This window comes from Allobosea sp. FBZP-16, from assembly GCF_002831785.1.
Lineage (GTDB): Bacteria > Pseudomonadota > Alphaproteobacteria > Rhizobiales > Beijerinckiaceae > Allobosea > Allobosea lupini.
This window is the reverse complement of record NZ_LNCQ01000022.1, coordinates 509,982-525,704: the sequence shown is the minus strand read 5'-3', so window position 1 is coordinate 525,704 and position 15,723 is coordinate 509,982. Positions and strand designations below refer to the sequence as shown.

The 15,723-nt window shown below is 64.4% G+C and carries 18 protein-coding genes and 1 tRNA gene; 6 read left to right on the top strand and 13 right to left on the bottom strand.

What is annotated here, in order from left to right:
• The first annotated feature begins 22 nt into the window (after positions 1-22).
• Positions 23-1,234, top strand: coding sequence for an MFS transporter (locus tag CXY91_RS08780; RefSeq protein WP_100960441.1), 1,212 nt, complete (start codon positions 23-25; stop codon positions 1,232-1,234).
• A gap of 195 nt (positions 1,235-1,429) precedes the next feature.
• Here the strand turns inward: CXY91_RS08780 and CXY91_RS08775 are convergent, their stop codons facing one another.
• From CXY91_RS08775 to CXY91_RS31105, 7 genes are all read right to left on the bottom strand, one after another.
• Positions 1,430-2,233, bottom strand: a complete 804-nt coding sequence (locus tag CXY91_RS08775) for an MBL fold metallo-hydrolase (RefSeq protein WP_100960439.1) — start codon at positions 2,231-2,233, stop codon at positions 1,430-1,432.
• A 15-nt stretch (positions 2,234-2,248) separates the two neighbouring features.
• On the bottom strand, positions 2,249-3,049 hold the full coding sequence (locus CXY91_RS08770) for a TatD family hydrolase (RefSeq protein ID WP_100960436.1): 801 nt from the start codon (positions 3,047-3,049) through the stop codon (positions 2,249-2,251).
• Entirely contained in the window at positions 3,049-4,608 is a 1,560-nt protein-coding gene (gene metG / locus CXY91_RS08765) for a methionine--tRNA ligase (RefSeq protein WP_100960434.1), read from the bottom strand. Before metG ends, CXY91_RS08770 begins: the two co-directional genes overlap by 1 nt.
• A gap of 79 nt (positions 4,609-4,687) precedes the next feature.
• Complete coding sequence (locus tag CXY91_RS08760; RefSeq protein WP_100960432.1) at positions 4,688-5,758, bottom strand: DNA polymerase III subunit delta'; 1,071 nt, start codon at positions 5,756-5,758, stop codon at positions 4,688-4,690.
• On the bottom strand, positions 5,755-6,432 hold the full coding sequence (gene tmk, locus CXY91_RS08755; RefSeq protein WP_100960430.1) for a dTMP kinase: 678 nt from the start codon (positions 6,430-6,432) through the stop codon (positions 5,755-5,757). The genes CXY91_RS08760 and tmk overlap by 4 nt, the downstream gene beginning before the upstream one ends.
• 2 nt (positions 6,433-6,434) lie before the next feature.
• Positions 6,435-7,628 carry a D-alanyl-D-alanine carboxypeptidase family protein gene (locus CXY91_RS08750; protein WP_248307404.1) on the bottom strand — a complete coding sequence of 398 codons (1,194 nt, stop codon included), beginning with the start codon at positions 7,626-7,628 and terminating at the stop codon, positions 6,435-6,437.
• 70 nt (positions 7,629-7,698) lie between these two features.
• Positions 7,699-8,952, bottom strand: coding sequence for a septal ring lytic transglycosylase RlpA family protein (locus tag CXY91_RS31105; protein WP_282569367.1), 1,254 nt, complete (start codon positions 8,950-8,952; stop codon positions 7,699-7,701).
• A 313-nt stretch (positions 8,953-9,265) separates the two neighbouring features.
• On the opposite strand from CXY91_RS31105, the gene CXY91_RS08740 reads away from it, so the two are divergent.
• Positions 9,266-9,355: transfer RNA gene (locus CXY91_RS08740), tRNA-Ser, on the top strand.
• A gap of 180 nt (positions 9,356-9,535) precedes the next feature.
• The gene (locus tag CXY91_RS08735; protein ID WP_100960426.1) at positions 9,536-10,780 is read left to right on the top strand and encodes a tyrosine-type recombinase/integrase; all 1,245 of its coding nucleotides are present in this window, start codon (positions 9,536-9,538) and stop codon (positions 10,778-10,780) included.
• A 27-nt stretch (positions 10,781-10,807) separates the two neighbouring features.
• Here CXY91_RS08735 and CXY91_RS30090 read toward each other — a convergent pair whose 3' ends face one another.
• Together CXY91_RS30090 and CXY91_RS08730 are read right to left on the bottom strand one after the other, a co-directional pair.
• A complete protein-coding gene (locus tag CXY91_RS30090) occupies positions 10,808-10,975 on the bottom strand; it encodes a hypothetical protein (RefSeq protein WP_158673327.1) in 168 nt (55 codons plus the stop codon).
• A gap of 65 nt (positions 10,976-11,040) precedes the next feature.
• Entirely contained in the window at positions 11,041-11,499 is a 459-nt protein-coding gene (locus CXY91_RS08730; RefSeq protein WP_158673326.1) for a DUF669 domain-containing protein, read from the bottom strand.
• Positions 11,500-11,609: 110 nt separating this feature from the next.
• On the opposite strand from CXY91_RS08730, the gene CXY91_RS08725 reads away from it, so the two are divergent.
• From CXY91_RS08725 to CXY91_RS08715, 3 genes are all read left to right on the top strand, one after another.
• Positions 11,610-11,846: a helix-turn-helix domain-containing protein gene (locus tag CXY91_RS08725; protein ID WP_100960846.1), complete on the top strand. Its 237-nt coding sequence runs from the start codon at positions 11,610-11,612 to the stop codon at positions 11,844-11,846.
• A 47-nt stretch (positions 11,847-11,893) separates the two neighbouring features.
• On the top strand, positions 11,894-12,100 hold the full coding sequence (locus tag CXY91_RS08720; protein WP_158673325.1) for a hypothetical protein: 207 nt from the start codon (positions 11,894-11,896) through the stop codon (positions 12,098-12,100).
• A 134-nt stretch (positions 12,101-12,234) separates the two neighbouring features.
• Positions 12,235-12,429, top strand: a complete 195-nt coding sequence (locus CXY91_RS08715) for a hypothetical protein (protein ID WP_100960421.1) — start codon at positions 12,235-12,237, stop codon at positions 12,427-12,429.
• A 60-nt stretch (positions 12,430-12,489) separates the two neighbouring features.
• Here the strand turns inward: CXY91_RS08715 and CXY91_RS08710 are convergent, their stop codons facing one another.
• Genes CXY91_RS08710 through CXY91_RS08695 form a run of 4 tightly spaced genes read right to left on the bottom strand, consistent with a single transcriptional unit; the run spans position 12,490 to position 15,719 of the window.
• The gene (locus CXY91_RS08710; RefSeq protein WP_100960419.1) at positions 12,490-13,062 is read right to left on the bottom strand and encodes a gene transfer agent family protein; all 573 of its coding nucleotides are present in this window, start codon (positions 13,060-13,062) and stop codon (positions 12,490-12,492) included.
• Positions 13,059-13,718, bottom strand: coding sequence for a hypothetical protein (locus CXY91_RS08705; RefSeq protein ID WP_100960417.1), 660 nt, complete (start codon positions 13,716-13,718; stop codon positions 13,059-13,061). The genes CXY91_RS08710 and CXY91_RS08705 overlap by 4 nt, the downstream gene beginning before the upstream one ends.
• A complete protein-coding gene (locus CXY91_RS08700; RefSeq protein ID WP_100960415.1) occupies positions 13,715-15,358 on the bottom strand; it encodes a hypothetical protein in 1,644 nt (547 codons plus the stop codon). The genes CXY91_RS08705 and CXY91_RS08700 overlap by 4 nt, the downstream gene beginning before the upstream one ends.
• A complete protein-coding gene (locus tag CXY91_RS08695; RefSeq protein WP_100960413.1) occupies positions 15,351-15,719 on the bottom strand; it encodes a gene transfer agent family protein in 369 nt (122 codons plus the stop codon). Before CXY91_RS08695 ends, CXY91_RS08700 begins: the two co-directional genes overlap by 8 nt.
• Positions 15,720-15,723 lie beyond the last annotated feature (4 nt).

Sequence of the window (15,723 nt, the reverse complement as noted above, 5' to 3'; positions counted from 1 at the left end):
CTCGAACGTCCCGGAGAAGGTGATGAGCCAGTCCTATCGTTGGGTGATCGTCGCCGCAGGCGGCCTGCTCGGCTGCGTCGCGGTCGGCGCCATGTTCTCGTTGCCGGTCTTCCTGCGGCCGATGTCGCAGGATACCGGCTGGTCCGTCACCGGGATCTCGACGGCGATGACGATCGGTTTCCTCGCCATGGCCGCAGCCAGCATGGCCTGGGGCAATCTCTCCGATCGCTATGGGCCGCGCCCGGTGGTGCTGACCGGATCGATCGTCCTGGCTGCGAGCCTGGCGCTCGCGAGCAGGGCGGATTCCCTGATCGAATTCCAGCTGCTCTTCGGCCTTCTGGTCGGTGCGGCGACCGCGGCTGTCTTCGCGCCGATGATGGCCTGCGTCACCGGCTGGTTCGAGACCCAGCGCGGCCTTGCGGTCTCGCTCGTCTCGGCCGGCATGGGGATGGCGCCGATGACCATGGCGCCGCTCGCAGCCTGGCTGGTCACCATCCATCACTGGCGCGCCTCGATGCAGATCATCGCCGGCATCGCGGCGGTGCTGATGATCCCTGCGGCGCTCCTGGTGCGCCGGCCGCCAGCGCTGGAGGCAGCTGCTGCCAAGACCGAGACGACCGAAGTCACGCAAGAAGAGATGAGCGTCGGCCAGGCGGTGCGTTCGCCCCAGTTCATCACGCTCATGCTGGCGAATTTCTTCTGCTGCGCCACGCATTCCGGGCCGATCTTCCACACGGTGAGCTATGCCGTGAGCTGTGGCATCCCGATGCTCGCGGCCGTGTCGATCTACAGCGTCGAGGGATTGGCCGGCATGTTCGGCCGTCTCGGCTTCGGTGTCGCGGGGGACCGGTTCGGCGCGCAGCGGGTCCTGATCCTCGGGCTGCTGGCCCAGGCTTTCGGCGTGCTGGCCTATGCCTTCGTCGGCGAGCTCGCCGGCTTCTATGCGGTCGCTGTGATCGTCGGCTTCATCTACGCCGGCACCATGCCGCTCTATGCCGTGATCATCCGCGAGAATTTCCCTCTGAAGATGATGGGTACGATCATCGGCGGCACGGCGATGGCCGGAAGCTTGGGCATGTCGACCGGCCCGCTGCTCGGCGGCCTGATCTACGACCGGTTCGGTAGCTACGCGCCGATGTATGTCGGCTCCTGGGTCCTCGGCCTGGCGGCGATGCTGGTCCTGTGGAGCTTCCGGCCGTTTCCCGAGAAGCGGGCGGAGCTGGCGGTGGCGTGAAGGGCTTGCGCGTCGCGATGGCGGGGAGACTCAACGCGATCGGCTCATTGCTTCAACGCCTGGTGTGGTTGCGCCAGGCGTTGGAAGACGGAGCGGAGGGGTTGGAGAGAAGCGATCCGCAGGCCCAGATCCGATTCGCATAAGACATATTATGGAACTTGAATTGATGCCCGGAAATGCCCCCGTGAGGCCGGCCTAGCTCTCGACCGTCAGCGTCATGCCATCGAACGCCGGTTCAATATTGGCCGGCAAGCGCTTGGCCAAGCTGGCATAATCGAGATCGACATGGAGGTTGGTTAGGATGGCGCGGCGCGGCCTGAGCTGAGCGATCGCTTCCAGCGATTGCTCCAGATTGAAGTGGCTGGGATGCGGCGATTCACGCAGGCAGTCGAGGACGAGAAGGTCGAGCCCGCTCATCGCCGCCATCGCTTCTGGCGGGATCGCGCTGACATCGGGCGCATAGGCAAAATCGCCGAAGCGGAAGCCGAGCGCGTCATAGTTCGGGCCGTGCTCGAGCCGGAACGGCAATGTCTCGATCGGTCCGCCAGCGCCATCGATCACGAGCGGTTCGCCGGCTGCGAGCGGCTTCAGATCGAGGATCGGCGGATACAAGCTGCCGGGCGGCGTCTCGAACAGATAGCCGAAGCGCTGGCGCAGCGTCACGGCCGTTGCGGCATCGGCGTGGACCGGGATGCGCTTGCGCATATGCAGCACCAGCGCTCGCAGATCGTCGATGCCATGGGTGTGGTCGGCATGGTCGTGGCTGAACAGGGTCACGTCGAGCCGGCTGATCTCAGCCGACAGGAGCTGCTCGCGCAGGTCCGGCGTGGTGTCGATCAGCACGCTCGTCGCGCCGTTCAGGCCGCGGCGCTCGACCAGGATCGAGCAGCGCCGGCGCCGGTTCTTCGGATCGTTGGGGTCGCAGGCGCCCCAGCCGGAGCCTGGCCGTGGCACGCCGCCGGATGAGCCGCAGCCGAGGATGGTGACGGTCAGGCTCATGCGGCGGCGCCAGCCTCAGGCAACCCGCGCCACAGGCGCCGCATGGTCCATCTTCCAGTAGCAGCGCCTGGCGTTCTCCGTCGTGATCCGGGCGATCTCGTCGAAGGAGACGCCTTTGACCTCGGCGAGAACCTTCGCAGTTTCAACGACATAGGACGGTTCGTTGCGCTTGCCGCGGTAAGGCGTGGGGGCGAGGTAGGGCGCGTCGGTCTCGACCAGCAGGTGCTCCAGCGGGATATCGCGGGCGATGTCCCGCAGCGCCCCGGAGGTCTTGAAGGTCAGGATGCCGGAGAAGGAGACGTAAAGACCGAGCTCGACGCCGGTGCTGGCCAGCATCTCACCGGCGGTGAAGCAGTGCAGGATGGCAGGGAAGGCGCCCTTCCCCATTTCCTCGCGCAGGATCGCCGCCATGTCCTCGTCGGCTTCGCGCGAATGGATCACCAGCGGCAGCTGGGTCTCGCGGGCCGCGGCGATATGGGTGCGCAGGCCTTGCTCCTGCGCTTCGCGCGGGCTCTTGTCGTAGTGATAGTCGAGCCCGGCCTCGCCGATCGCGACGCAGCGCGGATGACGCGACAGTGCGACCAGCTGCCCGGCGGTGACGTCGAGCTCTTCATGCGCGCCATGCGGATGCGTGCCGACCGTGCACCAGACCGAGGGGAAACGCTCGGCCAGCGCCGCATAGGTGTCAAAGCGAGCAACACGGGTCGAGATCGTCACCATCCGGCCGACGCCGGCCGCTTCGGCACGGCCGACGTAAGACGCGATATCCTCGGCGAAATCCGGGAAATCGAGATGGCAATGCGTATCGATCAGCATCAGGCGGCCTGCCCGTCTTCCGGCTCGACATAGCGCGGGAAGACCGCGCTCGGCGCCGGCAGCACGGTGTCCGAGGTGAGGCGGCCGGCCTCGCCGAGCGCGGCGAAGTCGCGCGCCTCCGCCGGGACCGCGAGCAGATCGAGCAGCTTGGCCATCGATTGCGGCATCACCGGCTGGGTCAGGATGGCGACCTGCCGGATCGTCTCGATCGTGACGTAGAGCACCGTATCGCGGCGGACCGGGTCGCTCTTGGAGAGCTTCCACGGCTCGTTGTTGGCGAAATAGCGGTTGGCCTCGGCGACCACGGCCCAGATGTCCGCCAGCACGACGTGCAGGGCGAAATCCTGCATGGCCGCGCGCGTCTTCGCCAGCAGCCCATCGGCCTGCGCCAGCATGGCGCGATCGCCTTCCGTCAGCGCACCGGCCGGCGGCACCCTGCCCTCGCAGTTCTTGGCGATCATCGACAGCGAGCGCTGCGCGAGATTGCCGAGATCATTGGCGAGGTCGGCATTGATGCGTCCGACGATCGCCTCGTGGCTGTAGTTGCCGTCCTGGCCGAAGGAGACCTCGCGCAGGAAGAAGTAGCGCAGCTGGTCGACGCCGTAGATATCGGCGAGCGCGAACGGGTCGACGACGTTGCCGACCGATTTCGACATCTTGGCGCCCTTGTTCAGCAGGAAGCCATGACCGAAGACACGCTTCGGCAGCGGCAGCCCCGCAGACATCAGGAAGGCCGGCCAGTAGACCGTATGGAATCGCACGATGTCCTTGCCGATGATGTGGACATCGGCCGGCCAGTAGTGCCAGCGCGGATCGCTCTCGTCGGGGAAGCCACAGCCGGTAACGTAGTTGTTGAGCGCGTCGACCCAGACATACATCACATGCTTGGGATCGCCCGCGACCGGCAGCCCCCAGTCGAAGGTGGTGCGGCTAATCGAGAGATCCTCGAGCCCGCTTTGGACGAAGGAAACGATCTCGTTGCGGCGCGTTTCCGGCGAGACGAAGTCCGGCACGTCGCGATAAAGCGCGAGTAGCTTGTCCTGATAGGCCTTCAGACGGAAGAAATAGCTCTCCTCCTCGACCCATTCGACCGGCGTGCCCTGCCCGCCCAGGCGCGTGCCGTCAGGTTGGAGGGTCGTCTCCTCCTCGCCATAGAAGGCTTCGTCCCGGACCGAGTACCAGCCGGAATATTTGGCGAGGTAGATGTCGCCATTGGCCTCCATCCTGCGCCAGAGTTCCTGCGTCGAGGGCAGGTGGTCGGTGTCGGTGGTGCGGATGAAGCGGTCGAACGAGCAGCCCAGCCGCTGCTCCATCTCCTCGAAGCGCGCGGCGATGCCGTCGACGAAATCCTTGGGCGAGAGCCCGTTCTGCGCAGCAGTGCGCTGCACCTTCTGGCCGTGCTCGTCGGTGCCGGTCATGGCGAAGACGTCATAGCCATCGAGGCGCTTGAAGCGGGCGATCGCATCCGCCGACACCATCTCATAGGCGTGGCCGATATGCGGCGGGCCGTTGGTGTAGTGGATCGCAGTCGTCAGATAGAACTTCGGGGCCGAGGCCATTGGTCTGTCCGGTCGTCAAAGAGTGAGAGCAGGACTTGCGCGAAAACCGGTTTCCACTTTTCGCATCCTGCTCCTGGTTTCAGGCCGCGCGCGAACGGGAAACCGCCTCCGACAGATCGTGAAACAGCGACATGACGAGGGGGCGGCGATCGAGATTGTAGGTTTCGACCTCGTTCGCGGCGCGTGCAAGTCTCTCCCACACCTCCGCGAGGGGCGCAAGCCGGGCCGGGCCGGCGGCGGCATGCGCATGAAGGTGCGCGCCGAGCCAGCCCTGCACGGTCTCGATCATGACCGCGAAATCGGCCTCGCCCGCCCTGCCCGCGACATCCTCGCCCAGCGCCAGCAGGGCCGAGAGATCGATCGAAGGCAGCGCGTCGAGCCGCGCCCTCACGGCTTCCACCAGCGCCAGCGTTTCCGGATCGACATAGGTCAGCGCCCGCTTGACCGAGCCTTCGGACAGAGTGGCAGCGCGGTGGAGCGCCGAGGCGTCATAGGGCAGGCGCATGCGCTCCAGTGCGATCGCGCCGGCCTGCGCGACATCGGCCTCGCCGAGTGGCTCGAAGGAGAGCAGCCGGCAGCGCGAGCGGATGGTCGGCAGGACCCGGCCGGGCGCATGGGCGACGATCAGGAAGAGGCAGCGCGGCGGCGGCTCCTCGAGCAGTTTCAGCAGGGCGTTGGCGCCTGGCCGGTCGAGGTCCTCGGCTGAATCGACGATCGCGACGCGCCAGCCGCCCTCGCCCGCGCTGGAGCCGAAGCGGTCGATGATCCGGCGCACGAGATCGACCGGGATATTGCTGGTGAAGCTCTTGCCATCCGGCTTGGCGATGCGCCGCAGCAGATGCAGGTCGGGATGCGACTGCGCCGCGATCTTGCGGGTGGCTCCCTCCGTTTCGGGCACGGCGAGATCGCGGGAATCTTCCGCGCGGCGCAGCGGATCGCCCTCGGCCAGCATGAAGCGGGCGGCGCGATAGGCGAAGCTCGCCTTGCCGACGCCCTCCGGGCCGCCGAGCAGCCAGGCATGGTGCATGCGGCCTGAGCGTAAAGCCGTCAGGAGGGCTTCCTCCCGGCGCTGGTGACCGACAAGGGCCAGCGTCTCGCGTGGATGCGGCGCGTTCGGCAGGCGGTCTGGTTCGTTGCTCGATTCGATCATGCCGGCGCAATCTGCGGCAAGGGCAGCCGGCTGGAAAGCGCTTCCCAGGCGGTATCCGCCAGCACCTCCGGCGGGAGGCTGGCGTCGAGCACGACGCAGCGCTGCGGCTCGGCGGAAGCGATGTCGAGAAAGCCCTGGCGCAGGCGGCGATGGAAGCTGATCGTTTCGCTCTCGAAACGGTCTGTCGCCTCGCCCGGCTGGCGACGACGGGCGGCGCGGGCGAGGCCCGTCTCGGGCGCGAGGTCGAGGATGAAGGTCAGCTCCGGCATCAGGCCGGCGATGGCGACGGTCTCCAGGGCAGCGAGCTTGTCTCCGGCGATCTCGCCGAGCGTGCCCTGGTAGACGCGGGTCGAATCGATGAAGCGGTCGCAGATCACCCAGGCGCCGCGCTTGAGCGCCGGCCTGATCCGGCTGTCGACATGGTCGATGCGGGCTGCCTGGAACATCAGCGCTTCGGCGAAGGCACCATAGGGCTTGATCCGCCCAGCGAGCAGCGCCTCGCGGATGCGCTCGGCCTTGGGTGAGCCGCCCGGCTCGCGTGTCAGCTCGACGGTAAGCCCTTGCGCCTCCAGCCGCGCCGCGAGCGCCTTGGCGAGGGTCGACTTGCCGGCCCCCTCCCCGCCTTCGAGCGTGATGAAATGCCCGGTCGCAGGCTGCACCTTAGCTTTGGCCAAGCTCAACTCCGCTTCAGGGCCTTGCGGACCCAGCCGGTCGCGGCCTCCATCAGCGCATCGAACGCCCGCTGCTGCAGGCTTCCGGCCGCGATCGACTCGGCCGCATAGAGCGGGATCTCCAGCGTCTTGATCTCGCCGCGCGTGACCAGCAGGCGACCGACTTCCGTCCCCTCCGCCACCGGCGCCTGCAGGGGCCCCCGATAAACGATTCGAGCAGCGAGGCGTTCGCTGCTGCCGCGCGGTACCAGCAGATTGACCGGCCCTTTCGCCTTCAGCGCGATGCGCCCTTTCTCGCCACCGAAGACGCTGGCCTCGCCGACGGTCTCGCCCTCGGCGAAGACCTGCCGCTGCTCGAAGGAGCGGAAGCCCCATTCGAGCAGCTTGCGGGCCTCGCTGGCGCGATCGCGCGCGTTCTTCAGCCCGTTGACCACGACGATCAGACGCTGGCCCTTCTGCACGGCCGAGCCGACGAGGCCGTAGCCGGTCTCGTCGATATTTCCTGTCTTGAGGCCGTCGGCGCCGATATCCATGGCGAGCAGCGGGTTGCGGTTGCTCTGCTTGATCTTGTTCCAGGTGAAGTCGCGCTGGCCGAAGATCCGGTAGAGCTCCGGATAGGTCTTGACGATATGGTCGGCCAGGAAGGCGAGCTCGCGCGCGGTCACCTTCTGCTGCGGATCGGCCATGCCGGTGGCATTGCGGAACTGCGATTTGGGCATGCCGAGCGCGTGGACACGCTCGGTCATGATCCTGGCGAAGCTCGCCTCATCGCCCGCCACGGCCTCGGCCAGCGCGATCGCGGCATCGTTGCCGGAGTGCACGATCAGGCCCTGAAGGATGTCGCCGAGCTTCACCCGGCTGTTGACGATGGCGAACATGGTCGAGCCGCCCGAGACGCCGCCCCCCTTGCGCCAGGCGTTCTCCGAGATCGAGATCTCGGTCTCCAGCGTCATCTTGCCGGCTGCGATCTCCTGGAAGGCGACGAGGGCGGTGGCGAGCTTGGCGAGGCTCGCCGGCACCATCAGCTCGTCGGCGGCCTTCTCGTAGAGCACGGCGCCGCTGGCGGAATCGAGCAGGATCGCGTAGGGCGCGGCTGATTGGAACGCCTGCGCGCGAGCAAGCCCCGGAGCCAGCGCAAGCAGCAGGGCCAGCACTGCGAGAATTCCGCCGGAGGCTGGCAAATAGCGGGCGCGCGCCATCCCTGATCGACCTTGCGTCATATCGAGATCAGATGATGTGCCAGTCCGGGCGGTCAAGCCCGCAACAGGATCAATTCCGCGCCAGCGGCTGCTGCTTCGTGCCGGTGGACAGCGGCGAGCCCTTGGCAAGACGCAGGGTCGGCGCCTTCTCGGTGGCGGCAGGGAGGCTGGCGGTGCGCGGCACCGGCAGCGTCGTCGTCACACTCGGACGCAAGCCCGGAACCGGCTTGCCGGCATGGGCGGCGGCGCCGAGATCGAAGGGCCGAGACGGCGGCAGGCGGACTCCGCTGATCGGGACGCCCGCCGCAGACGGCGACGCCGCGACGCTGGCGACGATCGGGCTCTGCACGGCGATCGTCCGCGGCTGCTCGGGAGCGTAGGCCTGGACGACGGGCTGCGCTTCGACCGGCGCAGGTTCAGCGCGAACAGGCGTCGGAGCGGGAGCGGGCCTGGCGGCTTCGTCGTCGAGATCCGGCCCCGCGGATCGGCCGAGATCGACCTGAGACGCGGCGCTCGCGATCATCGTCCGGCTGCTCTGGCCCGGGATCGAGGCCGGCGAGCCGTCGGTGCGCAGCGAGGCGAGCAGCATCTGGTCGTCCGAGCCGGCGAGCGAGGCCTGGCCGAGATACTCGATCTTGACGCGCGCCGTGCCGAGATGCCGGAAGGCGAGCGCATCGGCGGTCTTTTGCGAGACGTCCATGACACGGCCGCCATGGAAAGGGCCACGATCGTTGACGCGCACGATGATCGAGCGGCTGTTGGTGACGTTGGTGACGCGGGCATAGGCCGGCAGCGGCATGGTCGGATGCGCGGCGCTGATGCTCATGCGATCATAGACTTCGCCGTTGGCGGTGCGCCGGCCATGGAAGGCCTCGCCGTACCAGGAGGCGGTGCCAACGGCCGTGTAGCCGACCGGCTTCTCGTAAGGAGTGTAGCGCTTACCGGCGACGGTGTAGCTGCGGCCGATCAACTCGCGGCCGCCGCCCTTCGGCACCGGCTGCCCTTCTTCGACGACGCGGGCGCTGGCGGGACCGTATTTCGAGGACGGGAAGGCGCCGATCTCTTTCGATTTCCCGCGGCGGGCAACCTGGTTGTTGGCGCAGTTGGCGAGGAACAGGCCGGCCAGCACGACGCAGCCGAGGCGGGTCGCCGTGGACAGGGAGGACGATGAGCTACGAGGGGCGTCGCCGGACTCGGCCACAGGGGAGGTCTCCGCCGCTGCGCTCGTGCCTCGCATCATGCCGCATTCCTGTTCGTCGCGCCGAAAACGCTGCGCCGCCCAAGCCACCACCGTGGCAAGGACGCAGTTTTCGACCAATTCCATTAAGGGATCGTTAAGCGGCGGCAGCGCGAACGCATGACCGTCAACGGAAACCCAGCACCGCCCTTGGGCGGGCACAAAGGTGTCGGAAATGCGGCAGCTGTCAATCCGCCACCATTCCGTCGCCATTTTTCGGTGGAGCGTGACCGAGCCGCAACGCCCAAACGGGCTTCACGGTGCGGATTGACGAGATGCGCGGAGCATTGCCGCAAGCTATTGAAAATGCGCGTATTCTCCGGAGTATGGGCAAAGATTGCCACGATCGCTCCGCATGCGGCTTGCAAAAATCGACAGGGAACGGCAATGACGGGGCGCCGGAAGGGTGGCCGAGTGGTTTAAGGCAGCGGTCTTGAAAACCGCCGTGGGTGCAAGCCCACCGTGGGTTCGAATCCCACCCCTTCCGCCACTGGCCGTTATCAAGCGTTCCCGATTGTTCGCTTAACCGATTGCAACTGCTACACAATCGGGATTTTCTGCGGACCCATTTTCCCGATCCTTCCCACTCGTTGCCAGTGATACCCGGCTTCAATCCGGGTGCAAAACCGGGTATAAGCTTTGGAAACCGGGTATCTGGGCGGAATCGGGCATGCTCACGGACGCGCAAATTCGCAAGGCAAAGGCCGCGGATAAGGCCTTCAAGCTCACGGACGGGGCGGGTTTGCACCTGTTCGTAACGCCCGCGGGCGGCAAGCATTGGCGCTACCGATACGAATTCGGCGGTAAGGAGAAGCTCCTTTCGCTAGGGCCATACCCTGCCCTCTCGCTCTTAGATGCTCGAAAGGCGCGGGACGAAGCAAAGTCGACACTGCGCACTGGGAAAGATCCATCGATCACCAAGAAACTGCAGCGCCTTGCCGGTGCTGCTAGCGCAGCTACCACTTTCGAATCCGTTTCCCGCGAATGGCACGCGCTCCAGAAGTCGGGATGGGTTGAGCGTCACGCCTTCGACGTGCTGGACAGCCTTGAACGCGAGGTGTTCCCGAAGCTGGGCAGCGTGCCGATCAGCGAGATCGGCGCACAGGAAACCATCGCTGTCTTGAGAGAGATCGAATCACGCGGAGCAAACGAAACCGCGCGCCGGGTTCGGCAGCGCATGTCCGCTGTCTTCGTCTATGCAATCTCCACGGGACGCGCAGAGGGCGATCCGGCAGCAGTTGTCCAGAAAGCAATGGCCCCTCTGATCAAGGGTAGGCAACCGGCGGTAACCGACTTGGCAGCAGCGCGCGTGATGCTCAACAAGGTCGAGGCGGAACACGCGCATCCCGTCACGAAGCTGGCTCTCCGTATTCTGGCATTGACCGCCGTTCGCCCTGGCGCGCTCGCGGAAACACCTTGGGTGGAATGGGCGGAACTAACCGGCCCGCAACCAATGTGGCTGATCCCTGCCGCGCGAATGAAACTCAAGCTGCGTCAGAAGTCAGACGAGGCGCGTGACCATTTGGTGCCGCTATCTCGACAGGCCGTCGAGGCGATAGAGGCGCTGCGTAAGGTTAGCGGACGCGGCCCGCTGGCCTTTCCGAATACGCGTCACGCGCACAAGCCTATGAGCGAGAACGCGATGGGCTATCTACTGCACCGCGCCGGGTATCACGGCCACCATGTGCCGCACGGCTGGCGATCGACATTCTCAAGCGTGATGAATGAGCGCTTCAAGGCTGACAAAGCCATCATTGATCTGATGCTAGCCCACGTCCCTGAGAACAAGGTCGAAGGCGCTTACAATCGAGCCCTCCATATCGACCGGCGGCGCGAGTTGGCGCAGGAGTGGGCCGACCTGATCCTTGAAGGCGCAAAGCCAGCGGATGAACTGCTGCTAGGGCCGCGTCGCTGATGCTTATGATCAATTTGATCACAAGCATTACTTCGGCTTGAGCAACTTCTTGAGTTCGTCCGCCGTGATGTCCTTCGGCGGGTCGACGCGCACGACGCAGTCAACCGGCTTGGACGGCGTGGCCCATGTCGCAGCGACGCCACCAGCGGCGCCAGCCGCCCCTGCCAGCAATGCGATAACGATGAACTTGGCCACGGCTGTACCCCCACGATATTCGCGGGGGTACACTAGCCTCGGCGCGGAGAGATCGCCAGCGACGCTCACGCCGCCTTCCGCCACTCGGCGGCCTTTACCCCCGGCCGGTGGGGCTCGGGGTCGGGTTCGTCGCCGAACAGGTACTGCTTGATTACGTTCTCAAGCTCGCCAGTGGATTTGCGGACCTTGCGGCCGATCTTCACGCGGAAGGTCTTGAAATGAAGCTCCGAGGTGTCGCTTGGGCTGAGCACGCCCGTCGCCCGGCGCAGACCAGCGAAGTCACGCTGTCCGATCTCCTGCGTTTGGTCGTCTTCATGCTCTAAGTTGTAGTTGATGTAGAACGGGCGGCAGTCATACGCGCCGCCGACGATCTGGGCCTTGCACTTCAACACCATGCCATTGCCCCTGGCATTGACGTCGTAATCCGACTCCACGATCTCGAGCGCGTACTCACCGGCCGGAAGGGGCTGATAGCCCGAGGACGGTTCGGCGTCCGGGTTGTAAGAACCACCGATGCTGGCCATGTGTGTTGCTCCTGAGGAAAAATTAACCTCATTAAAAAACACCAACCTCAGAAGCATGTCAACTAGAAACACCAACCTTGTTGTTTCTGGCGCGCGTGTTAAAAGCGGGCATGACAATCACTCCTGATCAATGCCGCGCCGCTCGCGCGCTCAAAGACTGGCGGCAGCCGCAGCTCGCGGAACGCGCTGGCGTCTCGCCGTCGACCGTTCGGGATTTCGAAGCAGGGAAGCGCGTTCCCATCGCCAACAACCTCGCAGCCATACGGGCGGCGTTGGAGTCGGCTGGGGTTCAGTTCGTCGAGCCGGGGGTGGATCCACTCGGCCCGGGAGTTGCGCTGAAAACTTGACCGCGTCATGCCGTTACGTGACGCTGTGAGAAATGGGGGAGCAGTGGATGAGTGGCGATAAGCAGGGTGGCAGCAAGCCGCCAAAGAAAGAGACTCCGGAGCAGGAGATTAAGAGATTGCTCGCCGGGTTGAGTCCCGAGGACAGAGAGAGGGTCATCGCCGAACACAACGCGAAAATGCTCAAACTGGCCAAGGGCGGCCTCAAGACGATGGTCAAAGACGTTAAGCGCAAATCTGGAGGTCGCTTTAAATAGGCGCCCTTGACTGCTGCCCGTCCTCGATCCTATCTATTCGACGCTGCATCCACGGATGCGCCTGCCCCGGCACTGACAACCGGCCCAGGTCAACGCAACGCAACGGTCTCAACCCTCACAGAGGAACCGTTGCTATGACTGAATCCAACATCCGCCGCGCTCTTGCTGCCAAGGGCTTCCGCTTGTCCAAGACGCCAGCTCGCCACTGGACGAGGGCTGAATACGGCCCCGGCTACATGGTCACTGACGATCGCAACGTTGTCGTGCTCGGCTGCAGCCAGCGCGAATACGACGCAACGCTAGACGACGTCCTAGCACTTCTTTTCTGAACAAAAACCGGCCCGTCCGTTTACATCCGACGTAACGGGCCGGTTGCCGCTAGGCGGCGTCTATATGGGAGCGGCTAGAAGCGCTCCCAATTGATCCTCTTCAATCTGCGACAGGCCGGCGTCCTTGCCGTCCGTCTTCGATTCCACGAATCCGTCGACAACCTCGTTGAACTGCCACAGCGTCATTGTTCGCATATCGGCGACGGAAACGCCTATCGCCCCCGCCGCTCGATAGAACGAACCAAAGCGAAGCCTGCCTTCAGGAAGTTCGGGTCCCGAACCGCCCGACTTGTGGGCGCGCTTAAACTGCTGTTCCTCGGGCGATCCGGTGAGGGCGGCGGCGAGTACGATTATCGCCACCGGAACACCTAGTCGAAGGTCCATAGTGGACATGCTGTCGATGAGGCGATCAGCGCTTTCCACGCCCATCCCGCCGCCGATCAATCCTAAGCGGATTGTCTCGCGCACATCCGCAACGCGCCAATCGTTCGCTGCAAGTCGCTGCGTCAGCGTAAACGCTCCGACACCCGTCGCCTCCTGCAGCTCCTCGAGTTCGCCTATCGCAAGACGGAGGCGGCGCATGGCGCCACCCCACTCGCCCCGAACTACGCCGCTGCGGTTGTCGGGCATCATGCCGCGTCTCTGAGGCCAGCCGGATTGATCCTGCGGCCTACCTCGTCTTCAATCCAGCCGTGGATAACCTTACCGGACACCCCGTCCGGTCCCACGACGGCATGCCCGATGTAGCCGCCTACGGCATGCCGTAGAACTGGCTCGGGACCGAGACCGTACCGAATATCCTCCAAGCCCTCTCGTGCCCGCTGGAAGGCCGCTACGGCGCGTTCTTCAGACCAGTCATCACCAAGGTCGAGACGGTCGACGCCGAAGCCAGAGCGCTTGCCTAGCACGTAGATGATGCCGGGCGCGCAATCATCGCCCTCGCGATGATAGGTCTTGCGGAATAGGACGCGGCCGACGCCGTCGCGATCGGACCAGCCGGCGATTACGATCTCTCCTAGGAGTTCACCCATCACCAGGTCGAACGCTGCGAAAATGTCGTCAAGCTTTTCCACGAACTCGTCGAAGCCATCGTATTCGATGCATTCACAAGCCATCTCAAAGGCGTCAAACGCCCATCGGGATCCTCGGCTAGAGAACACAGCCTTAGCTCGCGGCACAGGCCACACCTTCGGCTCGATCGCCGTCAGCGTGCCCGCTTCGTCATAGAAGCAGGCATCCGCCACAAGGTGCACGCGGCCGTGCTCAATAAACGTCGCGATAGCACTCACGCGAGCACCTCCATACAATCCGAGTTGACGGAACCAACTGGCCCGCCGTCGGCAAACCCAAAGAGCTTGCCGATACCGCCGAAGATGCTTCCGCCCGTCCCGCCGGAGAAAAGGTTGCCAATCAGGCCTTCGATCGCCTTGTTTGCCAACGTTGCAATGATCTTTTTCAGCGCATTGTTGAGCGCATCGGCGGCCTTCGTTCCGTTCATCAGATCGTCAACGAACGACTTGGCGACGTCGGTTGTCAGATCCTTCGCAAAATCAAGGGATTCCTTGACCTGTTTGGTTTCTTCTTTCCACTTCGCCGTAGCTTCAGCGATGCCAAGGATCTTGTCCTTTTCATCCTGAGTCAGCGTCGCCGTCTCACGCAGGCCGGCTGTGACGTCGCGCTGGGCTGCTGCCTGGCCGTTCGCCAGCGCTACAGCCTTCGCCCGCTCGATCACGGATAGGCCAACGGTCTGCCTCTCGGCCTCCGCCACGGCCTTCGCCTTGTTCAGGGCGTCAACGTAACGCTCGACACTGGTAACGCGGTCCTCGTCGCTGCTACCGCCGCCCTTGCCCTTGTCGAACAAGCTACTGGTCTTGGTCGGGGACTTGTTGACGTTGACGGTGAGCGCTTCCTTGGTCTGCGGAAAGCCAGCGGCCCGGGCTGTCTCGCGATCAAGCTCGCGCAGCTCGTCCAGGCGCTTCGTTGCCGCAGCCATGTCCTCGGCTGAAACACCAAGTTCGCGGCCTTTGCCGATCGCCCATTCTAGGCTCCCTCGGCTGGCGCCCTGCACACCATTCTGCTCGATGTCCGCAACTGCGGAAACGCGCTTGGCATACTTGTCGACCGCGTCACCGATCGTGCCGGCGAGGCCACCGGCCTTTGCGATGAGCGTATCAATGAGGCTGATAAGCCCGCCCGCGTTGGCCTTGATCATATTGGACCAGCGCTCAGTCGCGGCAGTCCAGTCTTGTTCGAACGTCTTCGCCTTAGCGATGATTTCCGAGTCGATCAGGTTGCCGGTGCGCTGCGCTTCCGCGGCCTGCTTGGCAATAGCATCGGCGCCCTGCTCCAGCATAGGAACCCAATCGCGGGTTAGCCCGGCCGCTTCGGCAATCTTAATCTTATCGAACTCAGTGGCGGCGTTCTTGGTAAGGTTGGCGACCTGTCCAAGCGCTGTATTGATATCAATTACGCGGCCTTGGCGGTCCTTGTATTTGATATTATTTTCGTCGAGCAGCTTGCTCAGCGAGTTTTCTTGCTGGCGCGCCTCGTTCAGGCGCTCGGCTAAACCCTCGATGCCCGTGCCAAATTGCTTATTCGTCAAGCCGTTGGTACGACCGGCGAACTGAAGTTCTTGGAACCTCTGGACGTCGAGCCCGACGCGCTTGGCTGTCTCGCCAATCCGGACAAGCTCGCTGTTGGCCTCGGCTAGGCCGCGAATGACCTTGTCGAGGGTGAACGCCGCGAGGAAACCCTTCATCGCGTTCTGAAGGCCTGACAGGTTCATGGTCGGGTTAACGCGCCTGAACCTGTCCTCGATGTCTTTCGCGGTGCGGTCGGCTCGATCGCCGGCCGCCTTCATCTGCCGCTCTAACGCCTTGATGTTCGCGCCGACGGCGAAGACAAGGCCGCCTGGCGAGTCATCAGCCATTCGCGGATTCCTCGCTTTCGACCTCTACGCCGACAAGGGCAGCTGAGAGAACGGCGCCCGCCACCGGCAGGGATTCGCCTAGCGGTCGCTCGACGCAATAGCGCTTGGCCAGGGCGAACGCTTCCGCAGGCGTCTTGCCGCCACCAATCAGGCCGAGCCGGATCACCTCAAACACAGACTTCGGCGACCAGTCGGTGCTTTCGAAGTTCATGAGCGTCCGCATCGGACCCTGGTCGAGCTTGTCCTGAAGCTCTTCGAGCTGCTCAAACTTCAGGACGAACTCATGCTCGTCGTCGCCAAAGAACAGTTTAACGCGAGCCGTGCGCTTAGGCTTGTCGCGGAATCGAATATCGTCGGTCATTGTA